A 20,744-nucleotide genomic window follows, 5' to 3' on the forward strand; every position below is an offset into this window, starting at 1 on the left:
AATAAATTTAGATGCTAATTAGCAAATGGCAATTTTCCTCCTTGGTCATAGATAGTTTCAAAAGTTTGCAATCTGATTTGTTCTTGTTGATTCGAAAATTGTTGTAATTTTAATTGGTTAACAGCACTTTGTTTGGCTGAATCACTCATATTACTTTTCATGATGTTGTCACGTTCAGCTAAGTATTGTGTGACTTTGCCTTTCCAATCATTACGTTGCACATCTAATGTTTCAAGGCGTTGAGTAGCTTCGGGGCCGACTAAATTAGTGCGCATCTGGCGTAATTCATCTGCAGAACCACCACGTGCCTTAATCTCTGCAGTTAGCTTACGAAGATCTTCAAGTTGATTAAGCTGTTTTAAATTTTCTTTCCAATCTTCAGGTAATTTTTCAAATAATGCTTGAAGTTTATTGGCTTTTTCTATTGCCGATAATGTTTTATCTTCAAGGATTTGCATACGATCAACTGTATATTGATCATAAGTATCTTGCGTACCAAATAATCCTTGAATTTCATAATCTGAAAAGAATTTTTTTCTTAAATTTTGGGTGTTATTCACAATCTGTTGATAATATTTTGCAGATTCTTTATCGGCAGTTGGTACTTGAAGATTACCCAATTGTTCGCGGTACTGCATATAGCGTGTCCACAAATCACTAAGTTGTGACATGACAGGATCTTTATAGCTTTCTTTGGTATAGGTGAGAAAATCTGCCTTAATCTGCTCAATGGTTTTTTCGCCGTATTGAGTAATGAAATACTCAAAACAGTCTTTAGTTTGTTCATTCACAATCAAACGATTAGATGCATCTATACGAATTTGGCAATTGATTTGCGTGTCTTTCTGACTATTACTCACGAGTGAGTGTGCTGAATTGGCATCCATTGCTGATGTTGCTTCAGTGCTCGTGGCATTATCTTGTGTGGAGGTCGGTGTTGCTGTAGGTATATCCTGAGTTACATCGGGTCTAAGCCAAAAAAATAGACTTAAAGATAGAATACAAATAATAGCTGCAATAAGCCCTGTAATTTTTTTCTGATGTTGTTGCATAGTGTTTAAAATCCTATTTCAACTTTTATTTTTAGTTGAAAAAGAATGGTCTATTCTTCAATTTTTGCAAAGTTGAAAATTGTAAAAATAGATCGAAGGAATTTGTTAGAATGCATAAACATTTTCCTTTTTGTTCAAAATATGTCAGCGAAATCTCAAAAAAATCATCGTCGCCATCTGAGTGGCGTTTTTTTATTAAATAAGCCATTGGGTGTAAGCTCTAATGCGGCATTGCAAAAGGTTCGCTGGCTATATAATGCGCAAAAAGCAGGACATACGGGTGCGCTTGATCCATTGGCATCGGGTTTATTGCCAATTTGCTTGGGTGAAGCAACCAAGTTTTCGCACTATTTACTCGACTCGAATAAGCGTTACTTGACCACGATACAACTTGGACATAGCACAACAACAGGTGATGTCGAAGGTGACGTGCTCCATGAACAGGCTGTGCCTGAGCTGACGCGAGAAAAAATCGAAGCAGTATTGGCAAAATTTACAGGTGACATTTTACAGATTCCACCCATGTATTCGGCACTTAAAAAAGATGGTCGTCCATTGTATGAACTTGCACGTAAGGGCATTGAAATTGATCGTCCTGCACGTCCAATTCATATCCTAGCAATACAATTGATAGAGTTTACTCAAAATAGTATTACGCTTGATGTAACGTGTTCGAAAGGAACATACATTCGTGTTTTGGGTGAAGATATTGCGAAAGCATTAGAAACTCAAGGGCATTTGACCTATTTGCACCGCATTCAAACAGGTCATTTTGAGCTGATTCCAACATATACCATTGAATATTTAGAAAGTTTGACGCATGCGGAACGAGATGCCTTGTTACTTCAGCCTTACGCACCAGTCGATCATTTTCTAAAGATTCAAGCACCAGAAGGTCGTGCTGAATTTTTCAGTCGTGGTATGGAAAGCAATATTGATCATCCTGCAGAAGCTGAAGTCTTAGTCTTTGATGGTGAAAAATGTTTAGGATTAGCTGAAATTAGCGATAAAAAACGTCTAATACCAAAGCGAGTGCTTAATCTCTAAGAAAAAGTATTTGTTTTAATGACAATATTGTTATTATTTCTCACATTGTGAAAACCGAAGAGTAATTTGTATGGAATTTGATCTGATACTCAGTCTGATTTTTTTTGCCTTTTGTGCAGGTGCAATTGATGCGGCAGTTGGTGGTGGTGGACTGATTCAAATTCCTGCCTTAATGGGTGCTTTACCACATTATGCGACAGCGACTGTTTTTGGTACGAATAAACTAGCCTCTATTTGTGGGACAGCCTCTGCAGCATGGTCTTATCTGCGAAAAGTTAAACTACAATGGAAATTATTGGCTGTAATTGCTGTAACAGCATGTATTAGTTCCTTTGGAGGGGCAGCATGTGTGGCATTAATTCCACAGTCATTTTTAAGACCCTTTGTGTTATTTATGCTGATCGTGATTGCGATCTATACCTTTACTAAAAAGCAATTTGGTCAAGTACATATTCAGCAAGAAGTGACCAATAAAATTTTACTACTCGCAGGTCTAGGTGGTTTACTCATTGGTTTTTATGATGGAATATTTGGCCCAGGAACGGGTAGTTTCTTTATTTTCTATTTTATCCGCTATTTAAAAGTCGATTTTTTACATGCATCAGCATTGTCTAAAATTGGAAATTTTATGACTAACTTTGCAGCACTGAGTTTCTTTATCCCAACAGGGCATGTGTTATTTCAATTGGGGCTAATGATGGCTGTGGCGAATGTTGCAGGTTCATTGCTTGGTGTGAAAATGGCATTGAAATACGGTAGTGGTTTTATTCGTGTTCTATTTTTAATTTTAGTCAGTATTTTGATTTGTCGCTTGGGTTATCAAATGATAACGCAGTAGAGTATTTATTTTTTTAGACAGCATAGCATTTTAAATAAAAGCCGTTATTGAAAATGATCAATAACGGCTTTTTAGTGATTACTTAAAATAGCATTGTTTTTGTAGTCTTTAACTTGAAGTAGATGTTTCTATATTAGAAGAACGAGCTGCATTAAAAGTAACACCCACAGATGCTGCGGTAATGCAGACTAAGGCAATGATTTGCCAAAGATTTAAATGTTCATTTAATAAAACTAATCCTGCCAATGCACCCAAAGCAGGTGACAAACTTGACAGTGTTCCATAACTCAATTTACTTAAATGCTTGAGTGCCATCAGATCAAGTGCGTAGGGAATAGCTGTTGCCAATAACGCAATAGCTAGGGCCTGAGGCCAATATTGAAACTGAAAAAGGGCAGTTGGATTGTGAATGGCGCTGATCGGTAACATAACCAATGCTGATAATACAATCGCAATACTGAGTGCATGCATACCAATATTTTGACGAACAACACGTTGTCCAAAATAAATATAACAAGCCCAGAAAAAACCAGCACTTATTGCAAAAGTAGCCCCTAACCATGAAAAATTTGGACTTTGGGTGTCTTGCCAAGGCACCATCAATGAAACACCAACAATCGCCAATGCAACCCAAAGATAATCGGATTTTTGTTTAATTGAAAGTAATGCAAGCGTTAAAGGTCCTAAGAACTCTAGACCCACGGCAATGCCTTGTGGCAACTTTCCAAGTGATGCGTAAAAGAGGGCATTCATTAGGCAGACTGAGCCACTATAAAATAACAAATCTGACCATCTTAAATAGGGAAGGCGCTTAATGATTTTCCATGAACGGAACATTAAAATAACTAAAATAGAGGCAAAACATAGTCGCAAGGTCACAACGGTGAGTGGATCAAGTACTTCAAAAAGTTGCTTGGCAAATGATGCACTGATTTGGTACGCGACCATGGACAGTACCATGTAGATCACGGCTTTTAACTGTGTATTTTGCATATATGAATACTGAGAAAATGCTCAAGAAATTTTATCATTAATAGATCAATGTATAACTATTTTTTAAATATATGAATATTCATGTAATATTTTGGTAAAAAATTAAAACTCAGGTACTATGAGATTAACTGACAATTAAATTTACAAATTCAGGGCAAAATATGTCTGAAATAACATTATATACAATAAATTCTGGTAAAAAGCAGCCAACTTTAGCATGCTCAGAACATCTAATTGAATCCAATTATCTTCAGGCTATGGCATTTCTGCAGCAACAAGAAAACGCTATGTCTGATGCTGAAAAGACTGTATTGGTAGCGCAAGCAGCTGAATCTGGTCATGCCAATGCACAATATATGTATGCGCAGTTTTTGAGATATGGAACGGGTGTTGAAAAAAATTTAGAACAGAGTCTATTTTGGCTTAAGCATGCTGCAGATCAACAATATGAAGATGCTCAGTTTGAATTGGCAATGTTACTGCCTTTAGATGATGAGCAACATTTAATATTACTGGATGCTGCAGCACAACAGGGAAATGTTCAGGCTATGCTATGTATGGCGATACATGAACAGCGTCAGTCAAATATGCCGAAAGCATTATATTGGCTCAATTTGGCTAAAGATCAGCAGATTCCTCATGCATATTATTTGCTTGCACAGTTGTACCGTCATGGGCACGGTGTAGCTCAATGTTCTGTGCAAACTGTAGACTTTCTCACTCAAGCGGCTGATCTGGGTCATGTCGATGCTTATTTTGAATTATTTCAAGCATATAAGGACGGTAATGGGGTTAGAAAAGATAAACAAGTGGCATTGAAGTATTTACAGCTTGCTCGGGATCATCAGCATATTGAAGCAGCTTCAATTGAGTTTAAAATTTCCTGATTGAAATGGGTAAAATTTAAAATCCCGTTCTCATTGATGCGGGATTTTGTATATATTTAATTTATTTAAAGCCTTAGCTTGATTATCATAAAGAACGCATCTCATAGTTTTTTGATAAACATGAGAGCCTATTTATTTTTTCTTGCCAACTGTGTTGTATAAGTACAGCCAACTGAAGCGCTAATAATGGTTGCCAATGCTAACCACTGTGTCCACAGTAATTGCTCGCCTAAAAATATAAAACCAGATAAAGCGGCAATCGCAGGTTCAATACTCATGAGTGTACCAAAACTCAAAGCACTCAAATTACGTAAAGCAATCATTTCCAAAGAAAAGGGTAATGCACTGGCTAAAATCGCTAAAGCAATGAAATAAATAAAATTAGAAGGCTCAAAAACGGCACTCGGCATTCCCATAAATAATGCAATTGGCATTAGACAGAGCATACCTACAAACATACCTAAACAGACAGTATGATTACCCGAAATGCCTGTAGGCTTTTGACCTGCAACAATATATAACGCCCAACATGCACCTGCACCTAATGCAAGGGCAATCCCAATCGGGTCTAAACTATGAGATTGTTCAAAAGGAAATAGCAGTGCTAATCCTAAAATGGCAAGTCCAACCCAAACAAAATCAAACTTTTGCCGTGCATGATAAAGTGCAACACTGAGTGGGCCAATAAATTCAAATGAAACAGCAATGCCTAAGGGTAAACGGTCAATAGATAAATAAAACAACGCATTCATACCAGCTAAAGCTAAGCCATAACTGATAATGGCTTTCCATTTCACTTGTTTAAAATTGAGTTGCCAGATTTTAAAAATCAATGCGAGGATGAGTGAGCCAAGCAGTAAGCGCATGGCTGAAACAGTTAGAATTGGGAATTGCTCAAACAGAACTTTGGCAAGTGAGCCACTGCTTTGCATACTGATCATGGCGATCAGTAACAAAAACAAGGCTTGAACATGAGGTGTATTTTTTAAATTTGGCATGCAGACAATATACTAAATTTGTTTCGATAAATCGAAGAGCGGAAGCTGCCAAAGTTAAGTTTTTTCAATAAAAAAACCACAGACCGAAGCCTGTGGTTTTTAAACAAAATTAAATTAGAACAATACACGTACGCGGATTGTACCTTCAACTTCGTGAAGTGTATCAAGCGCTTCTTGAGATGCAGTTGCATCTACATCCATCACAAGATAACCAACATCACCTTTAGTCATTAAAGACTGACCAGAAATATTAATACCGTGTTCTGCGAATAAGTTATTAATTTTAGACAATACGCCTGGTACGTTTTTATGAATATGAAGTAAACGATGTTTACCTTCAGTCAATGGCAACGCAATTTCTGGGAAGTTTACAGCAGATAAAGTCATGCCTTTGTCTGAGTAAGCAACAAATTTTTCAGCAACTTCAAGACCAATGTTCGCTTGCGCTTCCATAGTCGAACCACCAACGTGCGGTGTTAAAATCACGTTTGGAATATTACGAAGTGCAGAAACAAATTCTTCACCATTTGCTTTAGGCTCTTTCGGGAATACGTCAACCGCAGCACCTGCAATGTGACCCGATTTAAGCGCATCAGCAAGATCTTCAATCACAACACATGTACCACGTGCAGCATTGATGAAGATTGAACCAGGTTTCATTTGTGCAAACTGAGTTTTACCCATGAAGTTACGTGTAGACGGAACATCTGGAACATGAATAGATACAACATCAGCAGTTGCAAGCAATTCATTCATAGAGCCAACTTGACGTGCATTACCAAGTGGTAGTTTCGTCACAGCATCATAATAAATAACATGCATACCCAAACCTTCAGCTAAAACTGAAAGTTGAGAACCGATAGAACCGTAACCTACGATACCTAAAACTTTACCACGAGTTTCAAATGAACCCACTGCAGATTTGTTCCAACCGCCTGCATGTGTATCTGTAGATTTTTCAGGTACACGGCGAAGAAGAAGAATTGCTTCAGCAAGTACAAGTTCAGCTACTGAACGTGTATTTGAGTAAGGTGCGTTGAATACAGGAATACCACGTTCCATAGCTGCATTTAGATTGACTTGGTTCGTACCAATACAGAAGCAACCGACAGCAATCAATTTATTGGCTGCTTGGAAAACTTCTTCAGTCAATTGAGTACGTGAACGAATACCAATAAAGTGAGCATCTTTAACCGCTTCTTTCAACGCTTCACCTTCAAGCGCAGTTTTACGGGAATCGATGTTGGTATAACCAGCAGCATTTAGCGTGTCGATAGCATTCTGATGAACGCCCTCTAACAACAAGAAACGAATTTTATCTTTAGGTAGAGAAAGATGTTGGCTCATTACGGCTCCGCTACAAAGGCCAAATTTAGTGGCGATATAATAGCATAGGACATCACAGATAATCATTTTCTTTAATGATCTTGTTTTCATCATTTTTGTGAAAAATATGTCAAAACTTGTCGCGGAGGTTTTACCTAAATGCGTAATTTCAAAGGTGTCATTTAGAAAACATGATTTTCTGCGGGTTTTGTAAAAAATGGCTTATAATATTGTTCTGTGAATATTGGTGATAAATACATTGCCGATTAAAACTTCACATGTTCTTGATGTGCTCTTGTATTTGATACAAGGCGTATACACCTGAAAATACTTGTTCTACTTCTTGCAAGGTCTGAAAACGATGAATGCTCCAGTCGCTTTAACCCCTGAGTTATTGACCCAATTGACAGAAATTGTCGGTGAAAGCCGTATTAAAACTGATGCGGATAGTCTACAAAACTGGGGGCGTGACCACACCAAGCACTTTGACCCAAATCCATCTGTTATCGTTTTCCCATCGAGCACTGAACAAGTGCAGTTGATTGTGAAACTAGCCAATCAATGGGGTGTTGCGATTACACCATCAGGTGGTCGTACTGGTTTATCGGCAGGTGCGGTTGCAGCTGATGGCGAGATCGTGATTAGCTTTGACAAGATGAACCAAATTTTAGAGTTCTATCCTGCAGATCGTATGGTTCGAGTACAAGCAGGTGTTGTGACTGAACAATTACAAAACTATGCCGAAGAAAAAGGCATGTATTATCCTGTAGATTTTGCATCTTCTGGTTCATCACAAATTGGCGGTAACATTGGTACCAATGCAGGTGGTATTAAAGTTATTAAGTACGGTATGACACGTAACTGGGTGTTAGGCTTGACTGTTGTAACAGGCAAAGGCGATGTACTGCGTTTAAATAAAGGTATGATCAAGAATGCAACGGGTTATGCGCTTCAACATTTATTTATTGGTGGTGAAGGTACTTTAGGTTTAGTGACTGAAGCTGAAATTAAACTTGAACGTGCACCACATGATTTACAAGTGATAGTACTCGGTGTACCTGATTTTGATGCAATCATGCCTGTACTTCATGCATTCCAAAATAAAATTGATTTAACTGCATTTGAGTTCTTTGGTGAATTGGCAATGCAGAAAGTTTTGGATAATGGTCATGTACAGCGTCCATTTGAAACAGCTTGTCCATTTTATGTATTGCTTGAATTTGAAGCGCCATTTGAACCGATTATGGATGCAGCAATGGAAATCTTCGAGCATTGTATGGAGCAAGGTTGGGTGCTTGATGGTGTGATGAGTCAAAGCCTCGATCAAGTGCACAGCTTATGGCGTTTACGTGAAGATATTTCAGAGTCAATTGCGCCATTTACACCCTATAAAAATGATATTTCAGTATTAATCACGCATGTTCCTGCATTTATTAAAGAAATTGATGCAATTGTAGAGTCAAACTATCCTGATTTTGAAATTTGTTGGTTCGGTCATATCGGTGATGGTAATTTACATTTAAATATTTTAAAACCTGCCGATTTGTCTAAAGATGAGTTCTTTGCAAAATGTCAGGTTGTGAATAAATATGTGTTTGAAACTGTGAAAAAATATGATGGTTCAATTTCTGCGGAACATGGTGTAGGGATGACGAAAAAACCATATTTGGACTACACACGTTCTGAAGAAGAAATTGGTTATATGAAGGCTTTGAAACAAGTTTTTGATCCAAACGGCATTATGAATCCAGGTAAATTATTCGACCTTTAATGATTGAATAAATGGAATAAAACGCTCTTTTTAGAGCGTTTTTTATTGTCCCAAAAAAGCATTCTAAAGTTGAATAATCGTGATAGATCTATCGAGTTTTTCAGATAAATTGATTTTAGAAACATAGTTTCCACAGTATAAATTGCAAAGCTATTGCATCATAAGTAAAGCCTTTCTTTTTTAGGAAAAACAATAATGAACAAGTTAATTTGTCTTTCTCTCTTAAGTACTTTAGTTTTTACAGGTTGCGCGACAACGCAAAAATTGGTCAGTCAAGTGAGTGGAGGTAGTGATACACCTATCGCTCAAGTGCTGAATGAGCGTTCGGACTTACGTAAAAATTTGTCGACTGTAGAGTTGCGTCAATATTTTAATCAGGTGGAAAATCCGACAGCTGCCGAAGTTAAACTGACTGAAACAGGTTTAATGGATGATTCGGTAAAGTCAATTCGTAGTATTTATCGCTTTAAGAATGTCGATGGTCAGTGGCAACGGATTGATAAGACACAAGAGTATCAATGCTTACGTGGTAAAAATACCAAGACCTTCCAAACAGCAAAATGCCCTTAATAAATATTTGATTTTTAGTTGAAATTTTAACCGTAGAGCCTCATAGAAAGCGTATCAGTTGATGCGCTTTTTTGTTTTGGGGAATAACAATAAATGAATATTTTAATTGTAGGCAATGGTTTTGATCTTTCACATTATTTACCGACAAAGTATGATCATTTCATGGATGTTATGGGTGCTATAGAAAAGAAAAATACAGGTAGCAAAGTACATGATTTAACTATTCATTCAGTAAGGACGTGGATGGAAATGTTAGAAAATATGTGGGAGGAAAAAGATTTCCCTGATTACTCAATGAATTTCGATGAGCTTTATTCTAAAACAAGAGATCCAAAATTTATTAAAAAGACTAAAGGGTTCTATTTAACGGAACAAGTCAAACTATCAGCAAAAGAAGTGCTCAAATTACAGTATCGTTTGGAATTAAATTGTTGGTATCAATATTTTAGAAAACATGTCAATGATATAAAAACATGGATTGATTTTGAACAAAAAATTGAAAGTGCTCTAATTTTGGCTTTTAAATTTATTAAGAAAATTCATTTGAAATTTGAGAAATATGGAAAAATAGATAAAACAATTAGAAGCTTAACAAAAATAACTTCTGAGAAGGAAGATGAAAAGATTTATATTTCTGAATTAGATATTGATCTACTTATTAAGTTGGGATTATTTAAACTAAACATAGATTATGGAAAAGTTACAAATTCTGATTTTGGGAAAATTGCTGATAGTAGGAAAGGCTTTATAAACGATAATTGGTTTCATGTTAAAGAAAAAATAGAGTATGGCTTTTGTACTGAAAAATATATGTCATTTCTTAACAGCCAATTAGAAGATTTTATTGAAATATTTAATTTATATCTTGAATTGGTAGTTAGTCCATTAGTACTAGGAAGTACTGTTTCTATAGATAGTGAAGATTGGATGTATCCAGATAAAATATTTTCTTTTAATTATAGAAATACATATCAACGTATTCATGATTTAGTAGAAGTTGAGTATTTACATGGTAGCCATGGCGAATATCAAAATATTGTTTTAGGCGTATCTGACCTAGAAGATGAATCTTTAAAAAAAATAAAAGCCTATGGCTTTACGAAGTATCATCAAAAGCTTTTTAAAGATACTGATTATTTATTTTTAGATAGATATAAAAATGACATATTGCTTGATCAAAAGAAAAAAATTGATTTAAACGAACAATTGAAAGGTGAAAATAGAGGGGCTTATAGAGATAGTTTAAATAGGACAATTCAAAATTGCGAAACTCAATTGAATTTAAACTTCTATATTTGGGGACACTCGTTAGATATTTCAGATAAAGATTATATTATTGATTTATTTAGTTTAAATGATGATGGTGATCGAAATATACGAGTAATAGTTTATTATTTTGATAAAAATGCTAAATTTTCTCTATTAAATAACCTATTAGCAATTTTAGGTAAAGATAAAGTGGAACATTGGATGAAAAACAAATGGCTTCAATTTAAAGAAAATCCAAAAATTGTTTTAGAAAATGCTATAAATTCAGAAGATTGATTAAAGTATAAATATTATGAACATTCAGCAAGAAATCCAGAACTTATTTCAAAACCGAGACGAACATCCATTGTTCTATATTGAAAGTGGTAGTCGTTTATGGGGGATGGCAAGCCCAGACAGTGATTATGATGTACGAGGTTTTCATTTACCGTCAAAAGCACAGTATTACGACTATCGCCAGCATCGTGATTTGATCGAAATCATGGATGGTGATTTTGATTTTGTATCTTTTGATTTGAATAAAATGTTTGGGCTTTTAGCGAAAAGTAACCCAACTGTTTTGGAGTGGGTACGAGCGCATATTATCTACTTCAATCAATTTCCTGAATGGGATAAATTTAAAGATAGATTACTTGAGGAAGTAGATTATAAGGCTTTGTATTATCATTATTTATCTCTAGCAAAGGGTGGAATGAATGTGATGCAAGTAGCGGACAATTTCACTTATAAGAAAGTATTTTATTCCATTCGTGGTTTGATGTCAGCAGAGTTGGCTACACAGCAGATTATGCCTGAGTTATTGATTACTGAACTATTTGAGCAGATCGATGCCAATGATCCATTACTTCATTGGGCAGAAGACTATTTAGAAATCAAAAAACAGCAAAAAGAAAAAGCTCAAGTACCTGAAGCTGAACAGATTCAAATCTTAAAACTTTTGAATGCTAAAATTGAAATATTGTGCTCACGTAAAATAGAGCAAACCAATGATATTGAAAAGTTAAAGAACTATTTGACAGAGTATAGCTTTAATTTAAAGCAACATTTTTATGGTTAATCATGTTGGGATATTTGGATAATGTAATATAAAAAACATATCCAAAATATGTTCTTTGAACAATGCAATGGAACTAGCATTTGCATCGGGCTATAGTGAATAAAGAATGCTTTGATTAATCTACGTATAGAACTTAAATGATGTGTAAAAAATGAAAACACTCGCATTCATCCATTCCAATGATTCACGAACCGCAGTCGGTGATTTTTCCCCTGTTGTTTCCGTTTTTTCCCATTACGAATTGGGAAATACCATTTCGCCATTTCTACTCCTTGACCATTTATGGCCAGGCGTACTACAACCTACACGGTTACGCAAAGGTGTGAGTGAACATCCACACCGAGGCTTTGAAACAGTGACTATTGTTTTTAAAGGAGAAATTGAACATAGAGACTCATCGGGTGGAGGTGGTCTTATTGGTGCGGGCGATGTGCAATGGATGACGGCTGCATCAGGCGTATTGCACGAAGAAGTGTTTAGTCCCGAATTTTCTAAAACAGGAGGAACATTTGAAATGCTCCAATTGTGGGTGAATTTGCCAGCGAAAGATAAATTGAACCCTGCACGTTACCAAAGCTTACGTGAAAATCAGATTCCGAAAATAACATTGAATCATGGTGCAGGTTATATTCGTGTGATTGCTGGTGAATATTTTCAACATCAAGGACCTGCAGAAACACACACTCCTATGCATGTATTTGACGTCTTTGTTCCTGCGGGAAAAACGCTGACTTTGCCTGCACAAGAGGGGAGTACGACATTATTCTATATGCGTTCAGGGCGAGTACACATATTAGATGCTGATGAGCACCTTGAAGCGCAAGACATGGCTGTTATGTCCAATAAAGGCAGTGATGTTGAATTCACAACAATACAAGACAGCCATTTTCTTTATTTATCGGGACAACCTTTAAATGAACCCATTTATGGTAAAGGCTATTTTGTGATGAATAATTATTCTGAAATCTTACAAGCCTATGAAGACTTAAAAAATGGTCATTTTTTGAATCCACAAAGCAGTGAATAAACCGATTATTCTAAGTTTCTGATCATGCACTATTTTCTACATACTCGTCAGCATGCAGAAAATTTGCTAAACTGTGCAGAGTGACATTGGTATCGTAATGATGGATGTTTACTATTTTTTATACGATATTTAGATTATTCATAGTCTAAAATTTAAATATTTATTGATCTTTTCAATAGCATCTTGTGAACACGATGCATCAATTGCGTATCCAGCGCATATCCATATTATTTAAAAACAAGCTGATCTTTTGTTCCTTAATCTCCTGATGGAACGATACAGATTTCTCTTAAAATTTCCTGTATTTCTCAAGTAGATAAAAGATTAGATATTATAAAATTCGTGTCAGTTGATTGATTTGTCTACTGACAAAATGCTTAGAAGTTTGAAATTGTATGCAAAATCAAAATTTATCCGAGCAGAGCCATCAAACTGTACCGTTAAGTCGTGCCACATTTATGTTTCCCTTAGCATTGGTATTGTTTGAATTTTCTGTTTATATCGGGAATGATCTCGTACAGCCTGCCATGCTTGCCATTACCAAGGATTTTGGCGTGAGCAGTGCTTGGGCACCTTCATCCATGTCATTTTATTTGTTGGGTGGAGCATGTGTCGCTTGGTTACTTGGCCCATTGTCAGACCGACTTGGGCGGAAAAAAGTGTTATTGGCAGGGGTCGCATTCTTTGTGATTACCTGTTTATTAATTTTAATGACACACAATATTGAAAGTTTTCTTACCTTACGTTTTCTACAAGGTTTTGGTTTATCTGTGATTGCTGCGGTGGGTTATGCTGCCATTCAAGAAAGTTTTGAAGAACGAGATGCCATTAAAGTCATGGCACTCATGGCGAATATTTCACTACTCGCACCTTTATTAGGTCCTGTGGTCGGTGCATTTTTAATTGATCATGTGTCGTGGCATTGGGGCTTTATTGGCATTGCAATTTTAGCATTTCTCAGTTGGTTTGGCTTAAAAGCAAAAATGCCTGAAGTGAAAGTAAGCATTCCAAAAGAGCCATTGGCTTATATTTGGGATGATTATAAGAAAGTATTTAAGAATAAAAACTTTCTAGCACTGACTTTAGGTCTGCCGATGGTAGCCATGCCGCTCATGCTTTGGATTGCGCTATCTCCTGTCATGTTGGTTGAAGAACTTGGTCTGAGTAGTATGCAATATGGATTGGCACAATTTCCTGTTTTAGGTGGGCTGATTTTGGGCAATATTGTCCTGATCAAAATGATTGATCGTTTGAGATTAGGTCAAACTGTATTGATCGGTTTACCCCTAATGTTATGTGGAACATTGATAGTCGGATTGGGCTTAATATGGCAAGAGTACTTTTTATATAGTGTTGTTTTGGGCATGACTTTGGTTAGTTTTGGTGAGGGAATTAGCTTTTCAGTTTTGTATCGTTTTGCCCTGATGTCATCTAATGTATCTAAAGGAACCGTTGCTGCTGCTGTTTCAGTGCTGATGATGTTTAGTTTTTTTATTGTGATTGAGTTGGTACGTATCGCTTATGTACATTTTCACCTGTGGGCTTATGCATTATCTTGTATCACACTGATTTTAATTTGGTTTAGTTTTCCACGACAAACTTTGAATAAGATTATGCAAGAAAGAAAAGAGAGAGGTGAGTTTTAATCTTATTATGATTAAGTAGAGTAATAAAGAGGGAAATAGCTTCCCTCTTTATTCAAAATATCAGGAAAATACTGTGAGATATGAACTTAATTCTGTTCTGATTTTTTCAATTTATGATCAAAAACAAAAGGGCCAAAGGGTAAAATAGAGGCAATTAATCCAAGTAAAAACATTTTAAGTGACCATTTTTGCTTTTCACATACAACAAAAAGAACAACTAAAAATGCAATAAATAATACGCCGTGCCCCATACCGACATATTTAACCAAAATAGGATTGTCCCAAATATACTTTAAGGGCATTGCAATAAAAATAAGTAGTAAGAAGGAAATCCCTTCAAGAAAACCAACAACACGTAAACTTTTGATATTCATGGTCACTTAATCAAATGAGAATGAATATCGAGTGTAGCTTAAATGGATGAAAAGTTGAACAAAATTTAAAAATATCATTCCGTTATTTTCTACTTCAACATTTTACAAATGTCATTTTGAAAGTGAAAATATTGTAATTTATTTAATTTCCAACTTAAGCAATGCTGTTTTAAGCCTGACTAATTCAGGTAAAGTTTCAAGCAACAAACTAATTTGTTTGAGGGCAAGTTGCAGATTATCAGATAGATTATCTTGCTCACTGAGTTGATGAATGTCATTCAATTTTTGTGTAATCAGCGTTTGATCTAAAGGGGTTTGATTGAGTAAGACATCATTCAATGTTTCTTTACACCACAACATTAAATCTAAAATTTGAGCATCTTGTACCTGTGTACGATGGCTGCCTAAAGCTGACACATAACTGAGTTGGCTGTGGCTATAGACTAAATAACGAAATGCATTGTGAATTAAATCTTGGTTCGGATGAGGTTCGGTACTTAAACTCGAAATCATATTGGATAGCTCAATGTGAGCATTATGAGCTAAACGGCGTGATTGACGGTACTCTATACTATTGGTTTTACCATGTTGGTATTGTTCAACTACAGCATCAAAATACCCCAAAGTGGCTTGGCTACTTTTACGGATGTTGTTGGAAATATTGCGAAAATTCCAATCGGGCCAAATAAAACTCACAGCAAACCATGCGATGGCACAGCCTAAAAGAGTATCCATAATTCTTGGTAAAATAATTGAGAAACCCGCACCTTTTAGATTGAAAATAAGCAAAACCATAAGTGTTGCCATGAGGGTCGCCATGGCATATTTTTTGGAACGTAAATAAAAAAAGTACACGCCAAAAATAATGGTGAGCACCAATTGCCCTTCAATACTTGGCACAAAATATAGAACGGGAATACCTAAAATAACACCCAAAAGTGTACCCAAAGTTCGCATTTTAAGACGGCTTTTAGTGGCAAAGTAGCTGATCTGACAGACGAATAAACTCGTGAGTAAAATCCAATAGCCATTTTTGGCAAAGGGTAAAAGTGAAATGGCATAACCAATAGCAAAGACAAAGGCAATACGGATGGAATGACGAAATAATGCTGAATTTGGGGTCAAATTTTGTTTAAGCTTGAGCCATAAATCATCTACGCCATGAATATCATCATCGAGTAGATTCAGATTGTCTTGATGGCGTGTATAACTTTGTTGGTAGCTTTCTTGCTCAATGCTGAGATTTTTAAATTGTGCTTGGACATTACGTAAATTATTGAACACTAAAAGTAAGTTCTTTACTTCTAAGTTTTGTGGATTTTGCTCTATCCATTCTTGAAGTGAATTCTCTAAATTATTTAAAATCATTTCATGATCGGGATGAATCTGAAAACTTTGTCTTTGAATAATGCACTGCGCAAGTTGTTCGCAATGGCGCGCTTGTAGGCGAATGTTTTTTTGAATGCGGTAGATTAGATCAGTACGACTAAAATTTTGATGAATATTTTCATAGTGCAAATAATTTGAAGTCGCTTGTTCATGAATATCTTGGGCTAAAAAATACAAATTTAGCCAATAAATCGTGTTTCTATTTGCACGAGAGGCTTTGAGCCGAGTGAGTAAAGAGGCTTTCGTAGTATTTAAATGTTGCACCACAAGACTATTTTCTAAAGATAAATTATAAAGGAGCTGTTCGACATTGTGGGTATTATCTGGATCAAAGAGCTTGGCTTTTTTTTCAAGGACTTGAGCAAGGGCTTGAAAACTTTGCGCTAAATTGTCTTGTACTGCTTGGGTCGGTTTAAGCAAATAAAATAGAATAGATGTCGTGCCGTACCACAATGCACCTAATACAAAATAGATCGATTGTTGATACCAATGTTCATATTCACCCAATCCAAACATGGTATAAATTGATAATAAAATTGTTCCGAATGAAATGGTTGCATAGCGTTGACCAAATGCCCCCATAAGCATGAGCATGCCACTAGAGAGTGATAGGTATAAAATAAAGATGAATTTATAAGGATGTAGTAAATATAAAATACTGCTGACTGCAAAAAATAAGATGCAAACATAGATTAAATTACGCAGGCGGATACTAAGACGATCATCGAAATCGGTCAATGCTGTCGCAATTGCACCTAAAGTAATTGGAACAATAAGTTCGGTATAACCTGAAAAATATAAACCTAGTGTTGTTCCACTCAGCACAATAAAAATTTGCAAGCAATAGATCAGAATTGAACTCGAGTGGATGTTTCGGAAATATGCATGCAAAGAATTCACGGAAATATAAGCCTGAGTGGAATTTTTCTATTTTAATCTTTAGCAATAAACTGTGCTATGTGTAATCACTAATCGAAACAAAGTGGATATTTGAGAAAGGGAAATAGAATGTATCCACATCTTTTTAAAATTGTGGATAAAGCTTACTTTATCCACAAATATTTCCGCAAATAGATTATTGGATTACACCACAAGCAATACGATCACCTCCACCACCTAATGGTTTTGGATAGTCTGAGAAATTATCCCCACCAGCATGGATCATAATCGCAAGCCCTTTCACATCTTTTAAACTTAAACGAGGCGCCAAAACGGTCGTATTGGCATTACCACTTGAGTCGACATTGAGTACAGGTAGGTCGCCCATATGACCATCATTTGGTGTGCCATGACCTGATTGATGTGGATTAAAGTGTCCACCTGCTGCAAGTGCAGCGACACTCTTGCCTTCTTTTTCAGCAGGAGCACATGAGCCTTTTTCATGGATATGAAAACCATGAAAACCAGAAGGGAGATTAGAGAGCTTAGACTGGATACTTAAACCACGAGCAGTATCTTGCAATGTGATTGTCCCTAGTTTTGCTCCAATACCTTCTGAACTTACAGCATTGACAAGAACCACAACTTTTTCAGTGCTTTTTTTTTCTTTCGATGGTGTCGTGCTACAGCCTACGAGAGAAAAACCAAGTAAGGTCGATGCAGCGAGTATTTGAAAATATGAGTAAACCTGAGGCATGAAAAAGTATTCCAATTTTGTTTGTTATTCTATTTATTCAAACAAAAGTGTGCTTGTCATACTAGGAGCTTTTAACAGTTTGATTGTATAGATTTATTAACGGATGATTGCGTGGTTGGTGTGTAATAAGTATTGAATGATTTTAATATTTTAGAACAATCATCGTTGAAGCGTGAAGAAATTGGAAAAATAAAGCGATGCTATAGAAAATGGCATCGCGTTATTATCAAATAAAAATAAAATCAATTATTTAAAATCAGGATCATCATCAAGATCATAAGCAAGTGTACTGTCTGGCATTGGCTCAGGTGCCGTAGTTTCGTGTAACCATTCACGCCAAATTGCCAGTAAAATAGCTAGAATTACAGGACCAATAAACAGTCCGACTAAGCCAAAACTTGCCAATCCACCTAAAACACCAAACATAATCAGTAAGAATGGAATTTTAGTTGCACCTGAAATCACCAATGGGCGAATAACGTTGTCGGCAGTACTGACGACACACACGCCCCAAGCCATGACACCAATTGCCTCCATTGTTTGCCCTTGTGAAAATAACCACAATGACACTGCACCATAAGCCAATGGTGGACCAAAGGGAATGAGAGCGAAAAGGAATGTCACAATGGTCAATACCATTGGGTTAGGTACACCTGCGACAAAATAACTGATACCCGCAAGAATGGATTGTGCTATCGCAGTCAGTCCAACCCCATAGACAACTGCCCGAGTTGTTTCTGAAATAGTGTCCATATAGTGGTGCACACGAGGACCAATAATTTTGTGTAATGCTTTACTGACTTGTTCCACAATAGTCTGGCCATCGCGGTAAAAAAAGAATAACGACATCACTGCAAAACCAAGTTTCACTAAATTTCGGGTAATTTCATTGAGTACAAATTTACCGTAATTCATGTGACCTTGAATCCAAACACCAATGGTTTGTGAAAAGCTATTTGGATCGGTATTAATTTCACGGACAGTACGACTAATTTCTTTACCAATGATTGGTAGTTCACGAATAAAGTCGGGAACGCTTAAATGACCTGAAGAAAACTGACGTTGTAGATCAAAATAGAGATTTCGACCTTCGTGTTGCAAAATAAAAATTGCAAATGTGAGTGGAAGCCCAATGACTAAAACAATGATCGTAATCATGATTGAGGCACTGAGTGTAGAACGTTGCGTACCACAAAATCGTTGAATCCGCTTATACAAGGGCCATGTCATATAGGCAATAATACATGCCCATAGCACAGGCACGATAAAGTACTTGAGTATGTCAAATCCAAGAAAAATCAGGATAAAAAGCAGCCCAAATAGCAATGCACGCTGTAAAGTCGGATTAAATTCTTGCACAAATTACTCGGATGAATAGGAGATTATTATTTCGATTCATAACATAAAAACCAGTTATAGAATCCTCGCTTTCTGTTTCCATCATATATGAAAATTCAAAAATGTGCTGTTTTCTGAGTGTCGACAAGATCAGCTTAGTGATTCAGCATTGAATAATAAAGTTTTAAAACCAACTTGATGAGTCTTCAATTAGCGCATTGAGTAGAGGTTGCCATTGTTCCTGAATTTGTAAAAAGTTTTTTTGATTTTTATCAAAAATGCTTAAACCTTGCATAGCAAGTTGACCATAGGCACTACGTTCAGCAATCCATGCGACAGGCTGATGCTCAATTTTTTCAAAAAATTGTTGAATTTCTTTTGAGCTGGCACTGTTGGCTTTTATACGATTGGCAAGTAAATGCATAGCAACTTTACCTTTGCGAATACGTTTAATCTCTTGAATATGTTTTAAAAAGCGTTTGGTACTGTCTATGTCAAAGAAAGAGGGTTGAAGTGGCGTAACAATGGCATGACATTCACTAATGAGTTGTTCGGCATGTTCACCTGTCAGTGCTCCTGGTGCATCAATAATTAAATAATCTAAATTTTTGGGTGCATCGCCAATCGATTTTTCATGACGCCAATCTAAAATTTGAATAGGTGCTGCATGTGCAGGACGTTGTTTTAACCATTGCAATGCAGATTTTTGCGTATCAGCATCGGCAAGAGCGACTTTATAGCCTTTTTGAGCGAGTGCTGAAGTGAGCGTAATCGCCGTCATTGTTTTGCCGCAACCACCTTTTAAATTTGCAATAAGTATAGTTTTCATGAGTCCTTCAATAATTGATTCAGCACAGCATTCTTTATCTTAGCTTAGCATTAATTTTGCACAGATAGGTTACATTGCATAAAAGTTATAAGTTTGTTTACATTGAGTAAAATGAGAAAGTTGTTTACATTGAGCGAAACTAAAGTATATAGGAATTGCGCATGTCCGTTGGGATGGCAATGTTGATCGGAGCGTGCATTGGCATCGTACTGACAACGCTTGTGTTGTCGGGAACACGAAATGGAAAAATTAAAGCCGAGTACGAGCAGTATATTACTGAGCTTGAAATGGAGCATCAACAGGCATTGGTACACGCGCAGAAACGCAGTGTAAATACGAGTCGTGCTGTACTGAAAGGAAAAATGGCAGAGCAAATGGCACCAATTATGCCTGAATTTCGGTATTTACCGAGTGATGCTAAATTTTTAGGTGACCCTATTGATTATATAGTGTTTGATGGCTATACCGATTTTCGTGATGGTGATGGACAAGCTGAAGATATTGAAGTGGTATTGATCGATATTAAAAGTGGTGGAGCACGTTTAACCAAAGGGCAACAAGCGATTGCACAAGCGATTAGAGAGGGACGAGTACGTTTTGAAACGATTCGTATTGATTTTGATGAGGTCTAAGTCAGCGCAAAGACCTGAGTCAATTTTTATACAATTAAAATATGAATTGAAAGTTAATCTACTGT

19 protein-coding genes are annotated in these 20,744 nt (G+C 36.3%); 10 read left to right on the forward strand and 9 right to left on the reverse strand.

Going from position 1 to position 20,744, the window contains the following annotated elements; translation table 11 throughout:
- Positions 1-14 precede the first annotated feature (14 nt).
- On the reverse strand, positions 15-1,052 hold the full coding sequence (locus ACK1JC_RS11285) for a lipase secretion chaperone (RefSeq protein ID WP_409511972.1): 1,038 nt from the start codon (positions 1,050-1,052) through the stop codon (positions 15-17).
- Between the two features lie 141 nt (positions 1,053-1,193).
- On the opposite strand from ACK1JC_RS11285, the gene truB reads away from it, so the two are divergent.
- On the forward strand, positions 1,194-2,099 hold the full coding sequence (gene truB, locus ACK1JC_RS11290) for a tRNA pseudouridine(55) synthase TruB (protein ID WP_409511973.1): 906 nt from the start codon (positions 1,194-1,196) through the stop codon (positions 2,097-2,099).
- A 64-nt stretch (positions 2,100-2,163) separates the two neighbouring features.
- The gene (locus ACK1JC_RS11295) at positions 2,164-2,937 is read left to right on the forward strand and encodes a sulfite exporter TauE/SafE family protein (RefSeq protein ID WP_409512008.1); all 774 of its coding nucleotides are present in this window, start codon (positions 2,164-2,166) and stop codon (positions 2,935-2,937) included.
- A gap of 108 nt (positions 2,938-3,045) precedes the next feature.
- Here the strand turns inward: ACK1JC_RS11295 and ACK1JC_RS11300 are convergent, their stop codons facing one another.
- The gene (locus tag ACK1JC_RS11300; protein ID WP_409511974.1) at positions 3,046-3,930 is read right to left on the reverse strand and encodes an EamA family transporter; all 885 of its coding nucleotides are present in this window, start codon (positions 3,928-3,930) and stop codon (positions 3,046-3,048) included.
- Between the two features lie 161 nt (positions 3,931-4,091).
- Here ACK1JC_RS11300 and ACK1JC_RS11305 point away from each other — a divergent pair, with 161 nt between their 5' ends.
- Positions 4,092-4,817, forward strand: coding sequence for a tetratricopeptide repeat protein (locus ACK1JC_RS11305; RefSeq protein ID WP_409511975.1), 726 nt, complete (start codon positions 4,092-4,094; stop codon positions 4,815-4,817).
- A gap of 128 nt (positions 4,818-4,945) precedes the next feature.
- On the opposite strand, the gene ACK1JC_RS11310 is transcribed toward ACK1JC_RS11305, so the two are convergent.
- Positions 4,946-5,815, reverse strand: coding sequence for an EamA family transporter (locus ACK1JC_RS11310; RefSeq protein ID WP_409511976.1), 870 nt, complete (start codon positions 5,813-5,815; stop codon positions 4,946-4,948).
- 114 nt (positions 5,816-5,929) lie between these two features.
- A complete protein-coding gene (gene serA / locus ACK1JC_RS11315) occupies positions 5,930-7,162 on the reverse strand; it encodes a phosphoglycerate dehydrogenase (RefSeq protein ID WP_409511977.1) in 1,233 nt (410 codons plus the stop codon).
- A 340-nt stretch (positions 7,163-7,502) separates the two neighbouring features.
- Between serA and ACK1JC_RS11320 the strand changes: the two genes are divergently transcribed.
- From ACK1JC_RS11320 to ACK1JC_RS11345, 6 genes are all read left to right on the forward strand, one after another.
- Positions 7,503-8,912 carry an FAD-binding oxidoreductase gene (locus ACK1JC_RS11320; protein ID WP_409511978.1) on the forward strand — a complete coding sequence of 470 codons (1,410 nt, stop codon included), beginning with the start codon at positions 7,503-7,505 and terminating at the stop codon, positions 8,910-8,912.
- A 195-nt stretch (positions 8,913-9,107) separates the two neighbouring features.
- Positions 9,108-9,482, forward strand: a complete 375-nt coding sequence (locus ACK1JC_RS11325) for a hypothetical protein (RefSeq protein WP_409511979.1) — start codon at positions 9,108-9,110, stop codon at positions 9,480-9,482.
- Between the two features lie 93 nt (positions 9,483-9,575).
- Positions 9,576-11,027, forward strand: a complete 1,452-nt coding sequence (locus ACK1JC_RS11330) for an AbiH family protein (RefSeq protein WP_409511980.1) — start codon at positions 9,576-9,578, stop codon at positions 11,025-11,027.
- A 16-nt stretch (positions 11,028-11,043) separates the two neighbouring features.
- Positions 11,044-11,808, forward strand: coding sequence for a DNA polymerase beta superfamily protein (locus ACK1JC_RS11335; protein WP_409511981.1), 765 nt, complete (start codon positions 11,044-11,046; stop codon positions 11,806-11,808).
- 151 nt (positions 11,809-11,959) lie between these two features.
- Complete coding sequence (locus ACK1JC_RS11340; RefSeq protein ID WP_409511982.1) at positions 11,960-12,835, forward strand: pirin family protein; 876 nt, start codon at positions 11,960-11,962, stop codon at positions 12,833-12,835.
- 395 nt (positions 12,836-13,230) lie between these two features.
- Positions 13,231-14,481, forward strand: coding sequence for an MFS transporter (locus tag ACK1JC_RS11345; protein ID WP_409511983.1), 1,251 nt, complete (start codon positions 13,231-13,233; stop codon positions 14,479-14,481).
- A gap of 86 nt (positions 14,482-14,567) precedes the next feature.
- Here ACK1JC_RS11345 and ACK1JC_RS11350 read toward each other — a convergent pair whose 3' ends face one another.
- From ACK1JC_RS11350 to ACK1JC_RS11370, 5 genes are all read right to left on the reverse strand, one after another.
- The gene (locus ACK1JC_RS11350; RefSeq protein WP_409511984.1) at positions 14,568-14,855 is read right to left on the reverse strand and encodes a DUF3817 domain-containing protein; all 288 of its coding nucleotides are present in this window, start codon (positions 14,853-14,855) and stop codon (positions 14,568-14,570) included.
- Between the two features lie 138 nt (positions 14,856-14,993).
- Positions 14,994-17,144, reverse strand: a complete 2,151-nt coding sequence (yccS, locus tag ACK1JC_RS11355) for a YccS family putative transporter (RefSeq protein WP_409511985.1) — start codon at positions 17,142-17,144, stop codon at positions 14,994-14,996.
- A gap of 175 nt (positions 17,145-17,319) precedes the next feature.
- Positions 17,320-17,880 (reverse strand): superoxide dismutase [Cu-Zn] SodC, encoded by a 561-nt coding sequence (gene sodC / locus ACK1JC_RS11360; RefSeq protein WP_409511986.1) that lies wholly within the window; start codon positions 17,878-17,880, stop codon positions 17,320-17,322.
- Between the two features lie 246 nt (positions 17,881-18,126).
- Positions 18,127-19,239: an AI-2E family transporter gene (locus tag ACK1JC_RS11365; protein WP_409511987.1), complete on the reverse strand. Its 1,113-nt coding sequence runs from the start codon at positions 19,237-19,239 to the stop codon at positions 18,127-18,129.
- Positions 19,240-19,402: 163 nt separating this feature from the next.
- Positions 19,403-20,047 (reverse strand): ParA family protein, encoded by a 645-nt coding sequence (locus ACK1JC_RS11370; RefSeq protein WP_409511988.1) that lies wholly within the window; start codon positions 20,045-20,047, stop codon positions 19,403-19,405.
- A 161-nt stretch (positions 20,048-20,208) separates the two neighbouring features.
- On the opposite strand from ACK1JC_RS11370, the gene ACK1JC_RS11375 reads away from it, so the two are divergent.
- The gene (locus ACK1JC_RS11375) at positions 20,209-20,679 is read left to right on the forward strand and encodes a Holliday junction resolvase-like protein (protein ID WP_409511989.1); all 471 of its coding nucleotides are present in this window, start codon (positions 20,209-20,211) and stop codon (positions 20,677-20,679) included.
- Positions 20,680-20,744 lie beyond the last annotated feature (65 nt).

The sequence above is a fragment of the Acinetobacter sp. TY2 genome, from assembly GCF_046269225.1.
Lineage (GTDB): Bacteria > Pseudomonadota > Gammaproteobacteria > Pseudomonadales > Moraxellaceae > Acinetobacter.